The 16,481-nt window shown below is 66.6% G+C and carries 19 protein-coding genes; 11 read left to right on the top strand and 8 right to left on the bottom strand.

Going from position 1 to position 16,481, the window contains the following annotated elements; translation table 11 throughout:
* Positions 1-437: 437 nt before the first annotated feature.
* The gene (locus ACTOWJ_RS26525) at positions 438-779 is read left to right on the top strand and encodes a hypothetical protein (RefSeq protein WP_441337625.1); all 342 of its coding nucleotides are present in this window, start codon (positions 438-440) and stop codon (positions 777-779) included.
* Positions 780-897: 118 nt separating this feature from the next.
* On the opposite strand, the gene ACTOWJ_RS26520 is transcribed toward ACTOWJ_RS26525, so the two are convergent.
* The gene (locus ACTOWJ_RS26520; protein WP_441337624.1) at positions 898-1,422 is read right to left on the bottom strand and encodes a hypothetical protein; all 525 of its coding nucleotides are present in this window, start codon (positions 1,420-1,422) and stop codon (positions 898-900) included.
* Positions 1,423-1,503: 81 nt separating this feature from the next.
* Between ACTOWJ_RS26520 and ACTOWJ_RS26515 the strand changes: the two genes are divergently transcribed.
* The 5 genes from ACTOWJ_RS26515 to ACTOWJ_RS26495 all read left to right on the top strand — a co-directional run bounded on the left by ACTOWJ_RS26515 (position 1,504) and on the right by ACTOWJ_RS26495 (position 6,608).
* Positions 1,504-1,668, top strand: a complete 165-nt coding sequence (locus ACTOWJ_RS26515) for a hypothetical protein (RefSeq protein WP_441337623.1) — start codon at positions 1,504-1,506, stop codon at positions 1,666-1,668.
* 311 nt (positions 1,669-1,979) lie between these two features.
* Positions 1,980-4,163: a right-handed parallel beta-helix repeat-containing protein gene (locus ACTOWJ_RS26510; protein WP_441337622.1), complete on the top strand. Its 2,184-nt coding sequence runs from the start codon at positions 1,980-1,982 to the stop codon at positions 4,161-4,163.
* 449 nt (positions 4,164-4,612) lie between these two features.
* Positions 4,613-5,587, top strand: coding sequence for a lipase family protein (locus ACTOWJ_RS26505; protein WP_441337621.1), 975 nt, complete (start codon positions 4,613-4,615; stop codon positions 5,585-5,587).
* A 235-nt stretch (positions 5,588-5,822) separates the two neighbouring features.
* Positions 5,823-6,116, top strand: a complete 294-nt coding sequence (locus ACTOWJ_RS26500) for a putative hemolysin (protein WP_441337620.1) — start codon at positions 5,823-5,825, stop codon at positions 6,114-6,116.
* A gap of 117 nt (positions 6,117-6,233) precedes the next feature.
* Positions 6,234-6,608, top strand: a complete 375-nt coding sequence (locus ACTOWJ_RS26495; protein ID WP_441337619.1) for a hypothetical protein — start codon at positions 6,234-6,236, stop codon at positions 6,606-6,608.
* A gap of 21 nt (positions 6,609-6,629) precedes the next feature.
* Here the strand turns inward: ACTOWJ_RS26495 and ACTOWJ_RS26490 are convergent, their stop codons facing one another.
* Positions 6,630-7,478 carry a plasmid replication/partition related protein gene (locus ACTOWJ_RS26490; protein ID WP_441337618.1) on the bottom strand — a complete coding sequence of 283 codons (849 nt, stop codon included), beginning with the start codon at positions 7,476-7,478 and terminating at the stop codon, positions 6,630-6,632.
* 111 nt (positions 7,479-7,589) lie between these two features.
* Between ACTOWJ_RS26490 and ACTOWJ_RS26485 the strand changes: the two genes are divergently transcribed.
* Entirely contained in the window at positions 7,590-7,721 is a 132-nt protein-coding gene (locus ACTOWJ_RS26485; RefSeq protein WP_441337617.1) for a hypothetical protein, read from the top strand.
* A 39-nt stretch (positions 7,722-7,760) separates the two neighbouring features.
* On the opposite strand, the gene ACTOWJ_RS26480 is transcribed toward ACTOWJ_RS26485, so the two are convergent.
* Together ACTOWJ_RS26480 and ACTOWJ_RS26475 are read right to left on the bottom strand one after the other, a co-directional pair.
* Positions 7,761-8,354 carry a hypothetical protein gene (locus ACTOWJ_RS26480; RefSeq protein WP_441337616.1) on the bottom strand — a complete coding sequence of 198 codons (594 nt, stop codon included), beginning with the start codon at positions 8,352-8,354 and terminating at the stop codon, positions 7,761-7,763.
* Positions 8,355-8,421: 67 nt separating this feature from the next.
* Entirely contained in the window at positions 8,422-9,021 is a 600-nt protein-coding gene (locus ACTOWJ_RS26475; protein ID WP_441337615.1) for a hypothetical protein, read from the bottom strand.
* Between the two features lie 213 nt (positions 9,022-9,234).
* Between ACTOWJ_RS26475 and ACTOWJ_RS26470 the strand changes: the two genes are divergently transcribed.
* Both ACTOWJ_RS26470 and ACTOWJ_RS26465 read left to right on the top strand, forming a co-directional pair.
* Positions 9,235-10,191, top strand: coding sequence for a DUF1570 domain-containing protein (locus tag ACTOWJ_RS26470; protein WP_441337614.1), 957 nt, complete (start codon positions 9,235-9,237; stop codon positions 10,189-10,191).
* 110 nt (positions 10,192-10,301) lie between these two features.
* Entirely contained in the window at positions 10,302-11,171 is an 870-nt protein-coding gene (locus ACTOWJ_RS26465; protein WP_441337665.1) for a LysR family transcriptional regulator, read from the top strand.
* A 464-nt stretch (positions 11,172-11,635) separates the two neighbouring features.
* Here ACTOWJ_RS26465 and ACTOWJ_RS26460 read toward each other — a convergent pair whose 3' ends face one another.
* Positions 11,636-12,259, bottom strand: a complete 624-nt coding sequence (locus ACTOWJ_RS26460) for a TetR/AcrR family transcriptional regulator (protein WP_441337613.1) — start codon at positions 12,257-12,259, stop codon at positions 11,636-11,638.
* A 68-nt stretch (positions 12,260-12,327) separates the two neighbouring features.
* Between ACTOWJ_RS26460 and ACTOWJ_RS26455 the strand changes: the two genes are divergently transcribed.
* A complete protein-coding gene (locus tag ACTOWJ_RS26455; RefSeq protein WP_441337612.1) occupies positions 12,328-12,753 on the top strand; it encodes a VOC family protein in 426 nt (141 codons plus the stop codon).
* Positions 12,754-12,765: 12 nt separating this feature from the next.
* Here ACTOWJ_RS26455 and ACTOWJ_RS26450 read toward each other — a convergent pair whose 3' ends face one another.
* The 3 genes from ACTOWJ_RS26450 to ACTOWJ_RS26440 all read right to left on the bottom strand — a co-directional run bounded on the left by ACTOWJ_RS26450 (position 12,766) and on the right by ACTOWJ_RS26440 (position 14,467).
* Positions 12,766-13,032 carry a hypothetical protein gene (locus ACTOWJ_RS26450; RefSeq protein ID WP_441337611.1) on the bottom strand — a complete coding sequence of 89 codons (267 nt, stop codon included), beginning with the start codon at positions 13,030-13,032 and terminating at the stop codon, positions 12,766-12,768.
* Positions 13,033-13,118: 86 nt separating this feature from the next.
* Positions 13,119-13,544, bottom strand: a complete 426-nt coding sequence (locus tag ACTOWJ_RS26445; RefSeq protein ID WP_441337610.1) for a GNAT family N-acetyltransferase — start codon at positions 13,542-13,544, stop codon at positions 13,119-13,121.
* A gap of 20 nt (positions 13,545-13,564) precedes the next feature.
* On the bottom strand, positions 13,565-14,467 hold the full coding sequence (locus ACTOWJ_RS26440) for a DMT family transporter (protein WP_441337609.1): 903 nt from the start codon (positions 14,465-14,467) through the stop codon (positions 13,565-13,567).
* A gap of 446 nt (positions 14,468-14,913) precedes the next feature.
* Here ACTOWJ_RS26440 and ACTOWJ_RS26435 point away from each other — a divergent pair, with 446 nt between their 5' ends.
* Positions 14,914-16,464 (top strand): tetratricopeptide repeat protein, encoded by a 1,551-nt coding sequence (locus ACTOWJ_RS26435; RefSeq protein ID WP_441337608.1) that lies wholly within the window; start codon positions 14,914-14,916, stop codon positions 16,462-16,464.
* The last annotated feature ends 17 nt before the right edge of the window (positions 16,465-16,481 follow it).

Below are 16,481 nucleotides of genomic sequence, written 5' to 3'. Positions count from 1 at the left end.
ATTGCCGCGATGCGTCCGAATGCCGCGCGCCGCGCGGCCAGCCCCAAGGAACGGCCCCCGCCGCCAAGGAATGCGTATGGCCCAAGCGATCATCGGACCCCGGCGCGCTCGCGCTTGACCTGACCCGGTCCAGTTCGACCGATCCGGTTCAAACGACCCGCTCGATCCTCAGCCAACCGGTCGCCGCGCAAGGCGAACGTGCGCCATGCGCGTGTCTGCGCTTTGCAATCCACGCGCGTGGCGAGCGGCTTACACCGGTCCTTTCGATTTGATGCGCCATGCAGCGACGGCCGCGGCCGTCGCCTGGGTGGCCTGTCAATGCCGGACCGCGGCGCAGCCTCGGCCGCATGAAGGCGCCGCCTTCACGGCCGAGCGCTTGCGCCCGTGCTCCGGTTTCCCCCGGTAGTGATTTTCGACCCATCAAAAGGAGCTTGATCATGAACCATCGCACGAGCACGATCCGCACCCTCGCCACGTCCGCATCGCTGGCGGCCGCGCTCTGGATTCCGACCGCGTTGGCGGCCCCGTTGGATTGCGCGACCTACACATCGGCGGTCACTCCGGCGCCGTTCAACACCTGGACCGCCGTCGACGCCTACTGCCCGGCCGACCGCAGCGCGACCGGCGGCGGCTATTTCTTCCACGAAGGCAGCCTGGGCGTTCCGGGCATCTGGGTGATGACCATTCCCGTCGGTAACGGTTGGCGTACCTGGGTCGATAACCAGAACAGCACACCGCGCAATGTGCAGACCTACGTGCGCTGCTGCAGGACGTTCTGAACACGATCGGCATTGATCGACGGTCGACACGAGAGGCCGCCGGTGAATCGGCCCGATCGCAACGGGAAAGGCGGCCGACGGCCGCCTTTCCTCAACGTTCACTGCGTTGCCGAGACTTTCACGGCGGCAGCTTGGTGCCCTGATCGGCGATCGCCAGCCATTTGAAACCATCGTGACTGTAGGTCACCCCAGTCAGCGCGCGCTGGCGGTAGCCGGTGCGCGGAATCGCATACTCGGTTTCGTACAGGATGTAGGCCGAGCGGCAGCCGTCGACGACGCGATGGCGTTCGGTCCAGGTCCATACGGCCTCGCGGCGGGCGAAATGGCCGGCCAGCGCGGTCATGATCGCGTCCAGGCCGACGACCACGCCGCCGCTGTCGAATACGGTCATGGCGCGTTCGTGGTGCACGGCGCGGAAGGTGTCGGCGTCGTAGTCGCGGAAGGATTCCATGTCGGTTTTCTGCGCGATGTCGAACTGGCGCGCGCAGATGCGATGGAGAATGTTTTCGCCGCGGTTGAGGCCCTGCGCGGTCGCGGACTCGCTGCTGTCGGAGGCCAGGACCGCGCCGCTGGCGCAGACGGTCAACAGCGAACAGGCGAGTGGGAGCAGGCGGCGTGCGAAGCGGGGTCGATGCGGAGTCATGCGCGTTCCTTGTTCATTGCGAAGGTGCGGGCAAGGTAGCCAAGGGTCTGCGCGGATGTTGTCCCGCGATCGCGAGGCCGGATGCTCGCCGGCGACAATTGGGGCTATGCGCTGGATAAGGCGCGCGGAAGCGCAAATGCGGGCAAACCGGATCGTTCAAACCAGATCGATCAAAGCAGGTCGATCAAAGCAGGTCGGCGCGTTTCGCGGCCGATCGCCGACGACGATCGCCGCAGGCGCGGCTGAGCCGAGCGCGTGAGCAGAACATCGGAGTCCGCAGCGGGATCACCGATCGAATCGCGCGACGCGAAACGCCCGGGCGGCAGGCCAGCCGGCGGGCCCGAATCCGGGTTTTTATCGCGACCGGTATCACAACTCGGTTCAGGCATGACAGCGGCCACTACGCCGGGGTGACGGTGCATGGCATTTACGGCTGGCGCGAGCGTGCAACCGGGCGGGGAGCGTCCGCGGGCGCGCGCGACTCGGTCGGCGCCGCGCCGCCGGTATCGGCGCTCACACCGTTACTTCCACACCGTCATCGTCCAGGGGATTTCGCAGTGGCTATCGACTCAGGTAATCGAACGTTCCGGTTTGGGCGTGCGTTGCGCGCGCTGCCGGCTTTGCTGTTGGGTGGCGCGCTGTCGAGCGCGACGCTGAGCCCGCCCGCCGCCGCGTCGCCGCGCATCGGCGGCGAAGGCCAGGCCCACGCGGGTCTGATGTGGCCGAGCGAACCGCCGGCGAATTACTGCGCGCCGGGAGTGATGCCGAGCGGCCCGGCGACGCCGCCGGAAGGCGCGATCGTGGTCCCGGCCGGCGACAACCGCAGCTTCGATTTCAGGCGCGCCGGCGTGACCTTCTGGTTCGCGCCGGGCGTGCATACCTTCAGCACCGACATCTACGGCCAGATCATCGCCCAGAACGGCAATACGTATCTGGGCGCGCCCGACGCCATCCTGGACGGGCAGAAAAGCAACCGCTACGCCTTCACCAGCACCGCATCGAACGTGGTGATCCGTTACCTGACCATCCGCAACTTCGGCCGCTACAGCGACAACCCTGCCGAAGACAACGGCAACTTCGACCAGGGCGTGGTCAATCACGATGCGGGAGAACACTGGACGATCGAGTACAACACCATCGTCAACAACCGCGGCGCCGGCGTATTCCTGGGCAGCCACAACAAGGTTCGCTTCAACTGCCTGAAGGACAACGGCCAGTACGGTTTCAGCATGTACCGAAAGCCGTTGCAGAGCCTGGGCCCGCCGACCCTCGAGCAACCGGTGCCGGGACGTTCGGCCATCGTCGATATCGAGCTGAGCTATAACGAGATCGCCGGCAACAACACCGACGATTGGGAAACCTCGACCAAGTGCGGCTGCACCGGCGGAGGCAAGTTCTGGGATGTGCGCGGCGCCAAGGTGATCGGCAACTACGTCCACGACAATCGCGGCACCGGTTTGTGGGCAGACACCAACAATATCGATTTCCTGTTCGAGAACAATTATTTGCGCGACAACGACGGGGTCGGCCTGTGGTACGAGATCAGCTACAACGCCACCATCCGCGCCAACACCTTCATCAATAACGGCTGGGCCTCGGGCAATTCCGACCGCGGCGCGCCGGCGCCGGCGATCTATCTGTCCGAGTCCGGCGGCGACGATCGCCTGCCGTCCGATATCAGCGGCTCGACCCTGCTGCGCATCTACGACAATTACTTCGAGAACAATTTCTCCGGCGTTTCGATCTACGAAAACGCCAACCGCTTCTGCAATTCCAACGGCAACACCAGCCAGGGTTATTGCACGCCGTTCGTGCACCCGGCCCTGATCGAACGCCCGGATCCGGCGCATCCGAGCAAGTACCCCGATCCGGTCAGCCACCTGCATCCGTGCTACACCCAGATCAACAGCGATGCGACCTTGCAGCGCGACTGCCGCTGGCACGCCAAGAACATCGAGGTGACCGGCAACGAGTTCTACTTCGATCCGGCGGTGGTGCCGTGCGGCAGTTCCAGTTTCTGCGGCGCCCAGGCGCTGTACGCCACCGGCGAGAACAACCTGAGCTGGTCGCCCTACACCGTGCAGCAGGTACAGAGCGATGTGATGTTCAACAACAACAATCGCTTCGCCAATAACCACTATTACGGCCCTTGGCGTTTCGCCAAGCGTTACGGCGAAGCGATCAGCTTCAGCGCCTGGCAGGCCGCGCCGTACCTGCAGGACACCGGCAGCACCACCGATGGCTCGCCGTTCAATCTGCTCGATCCGCCGACCGCCACGCTGGAAGCATCGATCGGGCTGTGGACGCCGTGGTACGGCAGCAGCGTCGCCCGCGCCGATGTCGGCCACGGCGGTGCGCACAGTCTGCAGGTGGTGGCCGAAGGCGATTACTGGGGCGTGCAGGTCGGCAATCATCCGGGGTATCTGGCCGACAACGGCCGCAAGCGGCTGAGCTTCTGGGTCAAGCATGTAGCGGGTACGCCGACGCTGCCGGACAACGCGCGGGTGCGTCTGCGCTGGAACAAGGAAGACGGCACGCCGGCGACCGGCGATGAGGACACCTCGTTCAGCGATGTGTCGATGGGCGCGGTCGGCGACGAGTGGACCCAGGTGTCGGCCGTGGTGCAGCCGCCGGCGTTGACGGCGAGTGTGTGGGTGCAACTGGTGGGCGTGTCCGGTGCCGCCCATCTGAACGCCAGCTTCTACCTCGACGACATCGTGTTGGAAGACGCGCCGCATTAAAGGCCGGTGCACCCTGGGCCGCGGACGATGCGTCAGCGGCCCAGTGGCGGTGGGTACATCGCATCGGCGGTTCGCGCGTAGTTGATCTCGTCGTCGCCGAAGCGGTGGCCAGGCTTTTGTGGGTGGGGCTTGAGCCCGGCGCTCTTCGTTCGAATCTTGCGGCTCTTTTCGAAGGCCGTTGGCGTGCTGAGCCAAAAGCGTCGGGGCTCAAGCCCCTCCCACAAAAGCACCGGGCTCAAGCTCCTCGTGCAAACGTCGCTTCGGGCCGCAGCGCGGGCTTTGTCCTGAGCCGAACGCGTTTGCCGTACTTATGGATGCTGTGCGCGAACCGGCTCCGCCGCGATTGCGAGAGCCGCATCGCATCGCCTGTCGCCATCTGCCGGCGCCGCGCCAGCGGCGCAGGGAGCAGCAGCGCGCGGCGCCATTCCATTGTCAACGATGAGGCCCTCATGAGCCCGAGCCACGCGACCGCGCAAACGCCGACGTCCGAGGCGACGCCGGTTTCGAATCCGCTGCTTGATCAGACCCTGACTCTCGCCCTGGCGGTGGCCTCCAAGGCCGCCTACGACTATTACCAGGGCGTGCCCTACACATCGCCCGCGGGCTACACCCAGGTTGCCGCCTGGACCGGCTGGGACGAAATCCTGTTCACCGGCTCGGAAGAAAAGTACGGACTGGTGTTCCAGTCCGACAGCGAGCCGGGCAATTTCATCTTCGCCTTCCGCGGCACCGATTCGGATATGGATGCCTACGAAGACGTGCATTTCATCCCCACCGACTTCGTTCCCACCCAGGGCACGATCAGCCCGACGCCGCGCGTCTCCTCGGGCTTCTACAGCATCTACGACGGCGTCGGCGGCGGCATGGCGCAGTCGATGCGTCAGCAGGTGTTCGCGCTGTTGAGCCGGTACCAGCCCAGCCAGCTTTACGTCACCGGACACAGCCTGGGCGCGGCCTTGAGCCAGTTGTTCTCGCTGGATGTGGCGATCAGCCAGCCGCAGAGCGCGTTGAACCTAAATTTCTCCAGCCCGATGGTCGGCACCGACGACTGGGCCACCGCCTACGCGAGCAAGATCGCCGCCGCCGACAGTCTGCGGGTCTACAACTATTGGGACTATGTGCCGTCGCTGCCGCCGTCCTCGTTCGACTATCGCGCGGTCGGCACCGGTTTTCGCACCGCGTTCTATGTCGACAAGGAATGGTTTCCGCATCTGCTCTCGCGCCATTCGCTGGTGAATCTGACCACGGTATTGAGCAATGCCTTGCCGTTGACGCCGCAGCAATGGGCCGGCACGTTCACCGACTACGTGGATCAGTCGCTGACCATGCGCAGCACCTATCCGCCGACCGGCAGCGACGTGAACTGGTCCGACCGGGTGCAGGCGCAGATGGCGTTCGAAGAAACGGTGGCGGTGAAGGGCTAAGCGCATTCGCGCGCAGCTCCTGCAGATAGAATCCTCAACGCAGCGACTGTAGGAGCGGCGCAAGCCGCGACCGCGCCACTTCGCCAACGGCGCGGTCCAGGTCGATTGCACGGTCGCAGCTCGCGCAGCTCCTGCACGCAGCATCCTGCAACCCAGGACCCACCGAGCGGGTCTTCACTCCGGCGTGAACCCGCCCGGTCGATAGTGTCGGCCGTTTTCCCACGATGCCGCCGCCATGAACCGCCGTGCCCTGTATGTCGTTCTCTCGCTGTCGCTGCTGGCCCTGAGCGCCTGCTCCACGCCGTCCACCCCGGCCGGCGAAACCGCCGCGGCCGGCGCCGAGCCCGCTGCGCGCTCGGTCGGCATGGCCAATCCGGCTTCGGTGCACTGCCACAAGCTCGGCGGTAAGTTGGAGATTCGCAGCGACAAGGACGGCGGCCAGTACGGCCTGTGCACGCTGCCCGACGGCCGAGTCTGCGAGGAGTGGGCACTGTTCCGCGACGGCAAATGCGAGAAGCCGGCCGAGTGAGCCAGGGCGTTGCCAAGGCGAGGCGATCGGCGTTCGGCCTATAGTGCGCAGGTCCGGTCGCCGCACCCGCCTCGCCGCCGGATCGTTTGCCCGGGCGGGTCGACAGGATCGTCCGCGATGTTCTATCCCGTGCATTCGATACACAGCTACGTACATGGCGCCCGCATCGGCGTGCTGGTGGAGTTCGGTCTGCAGACCGACTTCGCCGAGCGCACCGACGAGTTTTCGCGATTCGCGCGCGATATCGCCTTGCATATCACCGCCATGGCGCCCACCGACGTGGCGGATCTGCTGAGCCAGCCCTCGCTGAAAAACAACGAACGCACGGTCGGCGAACTGCTCACGCAGCTCGCCGATGAGTTGCGCGAGCCGCTGGCGATCATTCGTTTCGTGCGCTGGACGGATGCGTCCGCACCCGGCGGCGACGGTGCGAGCCCGCCGGACCCGCCCGGCCCGCCGGCTGCGGCCGCGCGGCTGCGCGTAGTGCGCTGAACCGTCCGAACCGCGACGCGGTCAGGCCGACGCGGCCTGCAGCTCGGCGATTTGCTGGCGCAAGGCGTCGTTCTCGGCGGTGAGTTCGGCTACGCGCTGACGCAGCGCCTGCAACTCGCCGGTTTGAGTCGCATCGGCCGCATCGGCGCCTTCGTGTTCCTTCGCCGGCTTGGGTTCGCGCGGCTTGCGCTTGGATTCGCGCGCGCGCTTGGCCGCCTGCTTGAGTTCGTCGCCGCCGGCCATCGCCGCGGCGCGTTGTTCCTCGGCGGGCAGGGTGGCGACCGCGGCGGCGGCGTTGATCGAGATCGTGCCGGACTTGACCGCGGCCACCACTTCGGGGGTGGCCTGTTTCTGGATCTTCTCGATCAGCCCGACCTGGTTGCTGCTCAGGCGCGCGGCCTTGGCCAGCGCTTCGCGGCTGTCGAACGCGGGCGCGGCGTGGGCGTCGTCTTCCGACCACGGCGGCGCGCCGTCGCCGCCGGTCCCGGCGGCTTCGGCCGGCGGCGCGGCCTCGGCCTGGGCGCGGGCCTGCTCGACCAGCGCGCGGCGTTCGGCCAGAATTTCGCGCTTGCGCAGCGCCAGCACGCCGCGCTGGAAATCCGAGACGCTGCGCCGGCCCAGGTGCTGGTCGATCATCCACAGATGCACGTCGTCCATCGACTGGAACCGGGTGTTCTGCACCGTCTGGAACGGCAGCCCGTGCTCGCGGCAGATGCCGTAGCGATTGTGGCCGTCGACCAGCACGTTGCCCCACAACACCAAGGCATCGCGGCAGCCTTCGGCGAGGATGCTTTGCTCCAGCGCCTCGTGTTCCTCCGGGGTCAGCGGATCGATATAGGCTTTGAGCGACTCGTTGACGAGAATATCCATGAAGCGGGACCGGCGGACTGCGAGGGCCGGGCATTGTAGGCAGTTGCGGCCGCCGCGTCAGGCGTTGACAGATGCGCCGACGGCATTGCGGCCCGATTGAGAGATGCTGGCGTGGTCAAGCCGACCTGGCTGATCGGCGCGCGCCACGCGGTGATTCGCCTGGTTCCGCTCGGCGATCGCTATATCGAGCAGTGGCTGATGGCGGCTCGCTGCGAAGCGAACGCTGACGAATCTTCCGGCTGATCCGTGCTGCGGGCTTGCTTCGCGCGGGTGCCGCGCACGTCATCCCGTGCGCCGATAGCTCGACACCCAGTTGCTTTCCCAGGTCTTGCCGCCATCGGGCGAAAAAGCCTGTTCCCATTGCGCCGAATTCGCGGTGATCTTCGACCACACGCCGCGTACCTTGACCGGCTTGTCGCGCAGCGTGCTGTCGCCGAAGAAGGTGCCCACGCCGTCGTCGAACCTGCCGAGCATGGGCGCGGCGATCTTGTGCGGATTGCGGGTGTCCAGCCACCAGTCGGCCCAGGTCTTGCTGGCCGGATCGAAGCTGCGCAGGCTGAAGCCGCGGTACGGCTGCGCCGGGCGAGCGACGTCGCTTTCGTCGGTTTGCGCCAGGCCGCCGAACAGCGGCTGGACCTGGCACTCGCCTTCGAATTCTTCCCAGTCGTGGCTGTCGAGCAGGCGTTCCTTGAGTCGCCGGTAGCGCGCGTGCCAGCGACCGACGAAGAAGTCGAAGGCGCGCGCGGGGTCCTCGGCATCGGCATCGGTATCGGCGCCGGCGGTCGCGGCGCGGGCCAGGCCGGCGGGAACCGCGTGGGCGGCGACGGCGAGCAGCGACAATTGCACGATGCGTCGGCGATCGGGATCGAGCGTCATGCAGGCCTCGTTGGATGGCGAAACGATGCGGAACAACGGTTGGCAAGCGGAAATCTGCGGCGTCGCGCTATCCCGCCGCGTCGGGCAAACGCGTATCGGTACCGATCCAGTTCATCTCCCAGGTCTTGCCCGCGTCGGCCGAATAGGCCTGCTCGAACAGGCAACGGTCGCGGCTGGGGCAATGGATCACGAAGCGCACCCGGATCGGCCGCCCGTCGAGCATGTCGTCGCCGTAGAACTCGCCGCGCCCGCGCTTGAAGCCGCCGACCATCGGCGCGGTCAGCGCGCCATTGCGCAGATTGGCGTAGTGGATGCTCCATCGGTCGGATTGCGGGTCGTACAGGCGCAAGGCCACGCCATCGATGCGCCCGGCCGGCCCGGCCACCGCGAGTTCGGCGGCGTTGGCGCGACCCTCGTGCAGCCGGCTCACGGTGGTGGTGCCGCGATACTCGACCCAATCCCCGGCGCCGCTCAACGGCCGCTGCAGGCGTTTGACGTGACTGTTCCAACGGCCGAACTCGAAGTCGAAGCCGTGTTGGCCGTCCTGGAGCGCGGACGGTGCTTGCGCCTGCGCGCGCTTGCGCTGCGCGGCGGTGGGCGCGATCGCCAGCAAGGCCGCCAGGGCGCCGGCGACGAGGGCGAAGCTCATGCTGTTGCGAGTGCACATGCGGGCGATTCCTGTCGTCCGGTCTTCGCCGCACGCCCGCGCAATGTGCGGCGACGAGGGCGCAGGCTCCAGGGCCAGTTAGGCGAAGCGGGGCAGGCCACTTGCCCGTGGCCGCGCCCGAATCGATTGCGCGGCCACCCGCATCCGTCGAAGAATGCGCGTGAGCCGAGCGCAATCGCGCGCTGTCGGCCGCCAATGCAGGATGCGCTAGTCATGCAGGGAACGCTCAAGCTCGCGTCGATCCTCGGCCTGACCCTGGCCGCCTGCGCGGCCTGCGGCGAACGCCAGGCCGCGCCGCCCAAGGCCTCGGTGCGCGCGCCGGTCCGTGCGCCAGCGGCGCCGGTCCGGTTGCCCACCGGGGCGCAGGAGCATCGCAGCGAGCACTACGCGATCTTCAGCACCGCCACGCCCGAACGCACCGCCCAGGTCGCCGCGGCGGTGGAAAGCCTGTATCGCGCCTATGCCGGCTTCTTCCGATGGACCGACGGCGCGCCACCGCAGGATCGGTTGAAGCTGATCCTGTATCGCGACCGCGCGCAGTTCTCCCAATACAACACCAGCATGCCGTGGGCCGAGGCCTACTACCGCAAGCCGTACTGCCATGCCTACTACGCCGATCGCGGTGAGAATCCGTATCACTGGATGCTGCACGAGGCGACCCATCAGCTGAACGCCGAACGCGCCGGCATGGCCGCGCCGCGATGGATCAACGAAGGTCTGGCGACCTATTTCGGCACCAGCGTGCTCGAAAACGGCGTGCTGCATCCGGGCCGGATCGACCCGCAGACCTATCCGATCTGGTGGCTGGACGATCTGGCGCTGAGCGGGTCTTTGCAAAACGACCTTCAGAGCAAACGCTTGATCGAGCTGCGCAAAGTGATCGACGGCAGCGGACCGGCCATCGGCGGCGGTTATCTGAACGTGTACTACCTGCAGTTCTGGAGCCTGACCCACTTTCTGTTCCACGGCCAGGACGGCAAATACGCCGGCGCTTATCGCAAGCTGATGCGTGGACGCGGCACCGTCGAGGAATTCGAGGCGACGATCGGCCCGATCGCGCGGATCCAGCAGGAGTGGTACGACTACCTGCTGGAGAAGCAGGCCGAGCAAGCCCTGGCCGCCGAACCGGTGCAACATGCACCGGTGCAACATGTGCCGGTGCAACGCTGATCGCGCCGCCGCGCGTTGACAGCAGCGCCGCGGACGCATTGAATTCCCGCACCTGGCCGCCGCGCGCGATGCGACGACGCGCGATGGCCTCACTCAGTTTGGAAACGCAGATGGCGCATGCACGGATCAACCTGGGCGCGTTGAAGGCCTTCGAAGCGGCGGCGCGCGCGCTGAGCCTTACGCGCGCGGCCGATGAGCTCAACGTGACCCAGGCGGCGGTCAGCCATCAGGTGCGCCTGCTCGAGAACCAACTCGGCGTCGAGTTGTTCCGCCGCCTACCGCGCGGGCTGGCGCTGACCGACGAAGGCCTGAGCCTGTTGCCGGCGATCCAGGAAGCGTTCGACCGCATCGACAACGCGCTGGACCGGGTCGGCGACGGACTGGCGCGCGATGTGGTGCATGTCGGCGCCGTGGGCACCTTCGCCAGCGGTTGGCTGTTGCCGCGCCTGGCCGAGTTCGCGCGTACGCACCCGGCGGTGGACGTGCGGGTGAGCACGCACAACAACCGCGTCGATCCGGCCGCCGAAGGCCTGGACTACGCGATCCGTTACGGACGCGGCGCGTGGCCGGGCATGGAAAGCCGCTTCCTGATGCACGCGCCGCTGGCGCCGCTGTGCACCCCGGCGCTCGCCGCGCAATTGCGCGACGCCGCCGATCTGGCGCGCTTGCCCTTGCTGCGTTCGTACTTCGTCGACGATTGGCGGCTCTGGTTCGAAGCCGCGCAGGTCGTGCCGCGCGGCCCGATCAACGGACCGATCTTCGATTCCTCGCTGACCATGGTCCAATGCGCCCTGCAAGGCCTGGGCATCGCGCTCGCGCCGCCGTCGATGTTCGAACGCGAACTGGCCGAAGGGCGATTGGTTCAGCCGTTCGCCACCGCATTGGACGCGGGCGGCTATTGGCTGACCCGGCTGGCGTTGAAGCCGGCGGGCGAGGGCGCCGCGGCGTTTGCGGCTTGGTTGGAGACAGCGGCGGGTTAGCAGATCGCGACACGGCTCGAGCGCCCCTGTAGGAGCGGCGCAAGCCGCGACCGCGAATCCGCAGCTACGTCGTCATTTGTTCTGATGCGGCGACGTAAAGGCGAGTGGCTCGTTGCGGCGTTGTGCGCAGGCCGCCCGCGGTTACGACGCGACCGGTCACAGCGCGGTCGCGGCTCGCGCCGCTCCTACAAATGGCAACGTGGCCGGATCGCCCCTGTAGGAGCGGCGCAAGCCGCGACCGCGAATCCGCAGCTACGTCGTCATTTGTTCTGATGCGGCGACGTAAAGGCGAGTGGCTCGTTGCGGCGTTGTGCGCGGGCCGTTCGCGGTCACGATGCGATCGGTCACAGCGCAGTCGCGGCTTGCGCCGCTCCTACAAATGGCAACGTAACCGGACCGCCCCCTGTAGGAGCGGCGCAAGCCGCGACCGCGAATCCGCGACTGCGTCGTTACTTTCCTGCGAATCAACCACCACTCGCCACCAGCACCCGCTCAATCAACCAACCCATCGCCTCGCGCACGCGCTGCGCATCGGCGCCCGCGTCGATCTCCAGCGCCGCGCGGTCGAACGCGGCCGAGAGCAGTTTGGCTAGCGCCGCGATGTCCACGTCCGGGGCGTCGCCCAGCGCGGCGGTGAGGCCTTCGTACAAGGTGTCGCCAGCATGGGCCTCGTCGATGGCCAAGGCATCGCTCAGTCCCAGCACCGCCGGGCCGTCGATCAGCAACAGGCGGGTGCGGCCGGGCACGGTCATGGCGCGCAAGTAGGCCTGCGCGCCGACGGTCAGTGCCGCTTGCGGGCTCAGATCGGGCGGGGTGGCGGCGACGATGTCTTCGCGCACCGATTGCGATTCGCGCTGCAGCACCTGCCGGAACAGATCGCGCTTGCCGACGAAGTGGTGGTAGAGCGCGCCGCGGGTGATGCCGGCGGCGACGGATACCTCGGGTGTTGACGTATCGCCATAGCCCTTGCTGACGAACAAGGCCCGCGCCGCTTCGAGCAGGGCGTGGCGGGTGGCTTCGGTGCGCTCGCGATTGCTGCGCGGGGTGCGGGTACGGGCCGACGGAGGATCATTTTTAGGTTCTTGCATACATACAGCCTGTATGTTAATTTCAACTTACATACAGACTGTATGTCACCCCCGCGAGGCTTACAACCATGAAAGTCACCAGCTACTACCCCGTGATCATGACCCACGACGTCGCCGGTACCGCTGCTTTCTATGCGGCCCACTTCGGGTTCGTGGCCTTGTTCAGTGCGGACTGGTACGTGCACCTGCAACGGGCCGACGACCCGTCGATCAACCTCGCCGTGCTCGATGGCCGCCACGAGACCATTCCCGAATCGGGCCGCGGCCGGGTCGGCGGCTTGCTGTTGAACTTCGAGGTCGAAGACGTCGATGCGGTCCACGACCGGCTGCAGGCGGCCGGCTTGCCGGTGCTGCGGAGCTTGCGCGATGAAGCCTTCGGCCAGCGCCACTTCATCACCGCCGATCCCAACGGCGTGCTGATCGACATCATCAAGCCGATTCCGCCGACCGGCGAGTTCGTCCAACAGTACGACGCCAGCGCGTTGCCGGCCTGATCGCGCGGCGACTCAGCCGCTGCGGCGGCGCCGCGCCCAGATCAGCAGCGCGGCGCCCAGCACGGTGGGTGCCACCGCGATCGCCAACATCAGCGCCGGCGCGGCGCGGCTCACGCGCAGATACCGGCGGTTCCCGAGCGCATCCGGCGGCAGATCGATCACGCCGCCGGTATGGAGCAGATAGCACTCCACGGCCAACAGCAATGCGCCGACGATCAGCAGTATCGCGCCGATCCACATTGCGGCGGTACGGCGATGGAGCGTGTCCGGTTGCGGCATGGCAGGGCGGCGCTGCGTCGATGGCGGTTCGGTCGGCGCATGCTCGCTCACGCGGCGCCCAGTTTCAATGCATGCTCAATGCATGTTCAATGCGCGCTGACCACGCCGTTCGCCAATGCGCCGGCCTCGTCGGCGAAGATCGCCATCGCGGTGTTCATGCGCTTGAAGCCGAGCTTGAGATAGAAGTTTTCCTTGCCCGGGTTGGCGTACAGGATGATCTTGCGATGCCCGGCGGCGCGGCGGCGCAGATGTTCGACGATCGCTTTGCCCAGGCCGGTGCCCTGATGGTCCGGATGCACGGCGATATCGCTCAGATACGCGCAATCCACTCCGTCGGCCAGTGCACGGCCGGCGCCGATCAGACGGCCATCCTGGTAGACCAGACTTACGTAACGGCTGTTGCCGAAACTGGTGCGCAAATCCTCGGGCGATTTCTCGCCGAGCGGGGCGATGCGGTACAGCGCCGACATCTGGTTCCAGTCGACGTTCTCGATGTGTTCGATCCATTGCATGACGCGTGCTCCTCGCAGGTTCATTGGGCGGCGCGTTGATTGAGCGCGACACTGCCCAAGATCAAGGCGCCGGCGACGGCCATCGTCGCGGTCACCGGTTCGTCCAGCAGCAGCCAGGCCCAGGCCACGCCGAACAACGGAATCAGATAGGTCACCATGGAGGTTCGTGCGGCCCCGAGGCGCGCGACCAATCGGTAGAACAAGACGTAGGCCAAGCCGGTGCACAGCACGCCCAGCATCAGCGCCGCGCCCCAGGCATGTGCGCCGACCGCCTGCGTCGGCCAGTGCGCCCACGCCAGCGGCAGCATCAGCAGCGCCGCGCTGGCCAGCGTGGCCGCGGCGATCGCCGCCGGCGGCAGTCCCGCCAGGTGGCGACGCACCAGATTCAGGCCGACGCCGTACAAGAACGCCGCCGCGCAACCGGCCGCGACCGCCCAACCGATGCTGGCGCCGGCGGTCTTGCCCGCGGCCAGCACCGCGACCCCGGCGAAACCGCTGAGCAGCGCGATCGCGCGGCGGCCGCCGATCTTTTCGCCGAAGAACACGAACCCGACCAGCGCGGTGAACAGCACGGTCATCGCGCTGGTGATCGCGCCGATGCCGGCCGGCGCGCGTTCGGCGGCCCAGGCGAACAGGGTGAAGGGCACGGCGGAATTGATCGCGCCGATCAGCGCCAGCCTGGGCCACAGGCGCAGCGGGAACCGGCCGCGCGCTTGATATAGAAACGGCGCCAGCACCAGCGCGCCGAGCGCCAGCCGTATTTCCACCAGGGCGAAAGGCCCGAACACCGGCGCGGCGACGCGCATGAACAAGAACGACACGCCCCAGATCGCGGCCAGGGCGCAAAGCTCCAGCGGGTTAAGCCAGTCGCGCAGGCACGCGGGGGAGTGGGGCCGGCCGGCCGGGGTGACGAGACTGCTCATGACGACTCCTGGGCTGATCGGTTGAGATCAGCTTAGGTCGTTCGTGGATCCTTAAACGGTCCAGTTGTGGTGACTTATAGGGGGCCAGTTCCAGGTGCCGTCTTACTCGGGAATCGGTCAGGGACCGCTGGTGGCCGGCGCGCGGGGCGGTAATAATCGGTCGCGAAGATACGACGCGACGGTTTGCGGTTGACGCAAGTCAGGACACACCGCAGCGTTCGCCGACCGATGGCCGATCATGGATGAGGACGATGGCTACATGGACGTGCCCGGCGCGAACACTCGCCCGGAACCGCCGCTGATCAACCCCCAGTTCATTCCATATCCTCGATCGCCGCGCGAATCGTGTCGATTCGTCGACGGCATCGTGGATGGCGCGCCCGCATCGCCGTGTTCGCAGTCGCGCGACCGGCGGAGGTTCCAGTTCCTGCTCAAGGAGAGCATTTGTGAAAGTCGATCGTATTGCCGCTGCCGTAAGCCTGTGCGTTGTGGGTCTGTTGGCCTCCTCGCCGGTCGGCGCGCAGTTGTCGTTACCCGACGCGCCGTTGCCCGCGCCGAAGGAACTGCAGGGCTATTTCAAGCAGGTGCGACAAGCCGATGGCGTCGCCGACGACGAGGCGCGTTGCAAGGCTTATCCGGATCTGCCCGGAAATCAGTGGCGCCCTGGCGCGGCCCAGGGGCGTTGCAGTCTGTTGCGCAAGCCGGCGTGGTCGCTGGATCAGATCGACGCCCTTTTATCACGCAAAGACGGCGCCGCCGAACTCGAAAAGCGCTTCGCCGCCTTGCACAAGGCGCATTTCGAAGATCAATCGCAGCGCGAGCAGATCTTCCGCACGTTCACGGTGTTCGATGGCAGCGAGCGCGCCGGAAAGGTCGCCGAACGCTGGCTGGAATTGGCGCCCGACAGCGCGTACGCGCATGCCGCTGCGGCCGGTCACTATCTGCAGGTCGGATTGGATGCGCGCGGTTCGGGATCCGTCAACCGGACCGGGGCGGAGCGGATCGAGACGATGCGTACGATGTTCCTCAAGGCCGTTCCCATGTACGAAAAGGCGCTTGAACTGGATCCGAAGCTGAGCGTGGCTTGCAACCAATTGGCGGTGATCGGTCGCCATGTATCGGAAGAGTTGCAACAGCATGCGACCGCACAATGCCTGCAGGTCGATCCGGACTCGTACTACATCGTCTACGGCCGCATCATGGCCGCGCAGCCCAACTGGGGCGGCTCGATGGAGCAGATGCGCGAGACCGTCGCTTATGCGGCCGCGCGCACCGAACGCAATCCGATCCTGGGCGCGGTCCTGGGCGAAGCCGCCGGTTTTCCCCTGTCTCCACAGGCCGGAGCCGATCCGCTGGTGGCCGAAGAACTTGTCAAGGTCGTGCGCATGGCTCCCAGCGGCACCTTGATGAACTACGCGGGCGGCGCATTTGCCGAAGGCGGCGATCACTGGCAGTCGTTCGTCTATCTTTCGCAAGCCACGCGATTCTGGCCGCATAACGGACAGTTCCGCTACGAACGCGGTTGGGCGCTGTTGAATCTGGGGCAGTACGAATGGGCGACCCGCGATTTCGACGAAGCGCTGCGGGAATCGCCGAACAACTTCCTCTACCTGTCGGCGATGGCCAACGCTCAGATGCGTTCCAAGGGCGCGGTCGCCGCGCGTCCGTATCATCTGCGGCTGACGAAATTCCCCGAGTTTCGCCAGTTCGTGATGGCGTCGTATTGCGACAGCTTCATGCTGTCGCAGACGCTCGACCCGCAGGCGCTGACGTGTACCGAGCAATACGTCGCCGAATTTCCCGAGTTCGGTCCCGCCCTCGGCCTGCGCGCGAAAGCGCTGTATCTGGCCAAGGACCCGGGCGCACGCGCGGCGGTCGAGCGATTCGCGCAGCTGTCCTATCTGGTCTCCGCCACGGAATGGGAGGGACTCAGGGACGAAGTCAAGCAGTGGCAAGCCGCGCTGGACAAGGCGCCGCAGCCGCCGGCGGATCGATGAGCCCGGGCCGGGCCGGC

It is taken from the genome of Lysobacter sp. CA199 (genome assembly GCF_052078715.1).
In the GTDB taxonomy this organism is placed as follows: Bacteria; Pseudomonadota; Gammaproteobacteria; order Xanthomonadales; family Xanthomonadaceae; genus Lysobacter.
Note: the sequence above shows the minus strand (reverse complement) of the source record. Positions and strands in the feature narration are given on the sequence as shown.

Excerpts from the sequence above, each read along its gene's own strand:
- ACTOWJ_RS26480 (WP_441337616.1), bottom strand. The coding sequence starts at position 8,354 with ATGACGCTCGATCCCGATCGCCGACGCATCGTGCAATTGTCGCTGCTC.
- ACTOWJ_RS26515 (WP_441337623.1), top strand. The coding sequence starts at position 1,504 with ATGCTCGCCGGCGACAATTGGGGCTATGCGCTGGATAAGGCGCGCGGA.
- ACTOWJ_RS26490 (WP_441337618.1), bottom strand. The coding sequence starts at position 7,478 with ATGGATATTCTCGTCAACGAGTCGCTCAAAGCCTATATCGATCCGCTG.
- ACTOWJ_RS26455 (WP_441337612.1), top strand. The coding sequence starts at position 12,328 with ATGAAAGTCACCAGCTACTACCCCGTGATCATGACCCACGACGTCGCC.
- ACTOWJ_RS26445 (WP_441337610.1), bottom strand. The coding sequence starts at position 13,544 with ATGCAATGGATCGAACACATCGAGAACGTCGACTGGAACCAGATGTCG.
- ACTOWJ_RS26475 (WP_441337615.1), bottom strand. The coding sequence starts at position 9,021 with ATGTGCACTCGCAACAGCATGAGCTTCGCCCTCGTCGCCGGCGCCCTG.
- ACTOWJ_RS26470 (WP_441337614.1), top strand. The coding sequence starts at position 9,235 with ATGCAGGGAACGCTCAAGCTCGCGTCGATCCTCGGCCTGACCCTGGCC.
- ACTOWJ_RS26465 (WP_441337665.1), top strand. The coding sequence starts at position 10,302 with ATGGCGCATGCACGGATCAACCTGGGCGCGTTGAAGGCCTTCGAAGCG.
- ACTOWJ_RS26505 (WP_441337621.1), top strand. The coding sequence starts at position 4,613 with ATGAGCCCGAGCCACGCGACCGCGCAAACGCCGACGTCCGAGGCGACG.
- ACTOWJ_RS26450 (WP_441337611.1), bottom strand. The coding sequence starts at position 13,032 with ATGCCGCAACCGGACACGCTCCATCGCCGTACCGCCGCAATGTGGATC.
- ACTOWJ_RS26495 (WP_441337619.1), top strand. The coding sequence starts at position 6,234 with ATGTTCTATCCCGTGCATTCGATACACAGCTACGTACATGGCGCCCGC.
- ACTOWJ_RS26440 (WP_441337609.1), bottom strand. The coding sequence starts at position 14,467 with ATGAGCAGTCTCGTCACCCCGGCCGGCCGGCCCCACTCCCCCGCGTGC.
- ACTOWJ_RS26460 (WP_441337613.1), bottom strand. The coding sequence starts at position 12,259 with ATGCAAGAACCTAAAAATGATCCTCCGTCGGCCCGTACCCGCACCCCG.
- ACTOWJ_RS26520 (WP_441337624.1), bottom strand. The coding sequence starts at position 1,422 with ATGACTCCGCATCGACCCCGCTTCGCACGCCGCCTGCTCCCACTCGCC.
- ACTOWJ_RS26525 (WP_441337625.1), top strand. The coding sequence starts at position 438 with ATGAACCATCGCACGAGCACGATCCGCACCCTCGCCACGTCCGCATCG.
- ACTOWJ_RS26500 (WP_441337620.1), top strand. The coding sequence starts at position 5,823 with ATGAACCGCCGTGCCCTGTATGTCGTTCTCTCGCTGTCGCTGCTGGCC.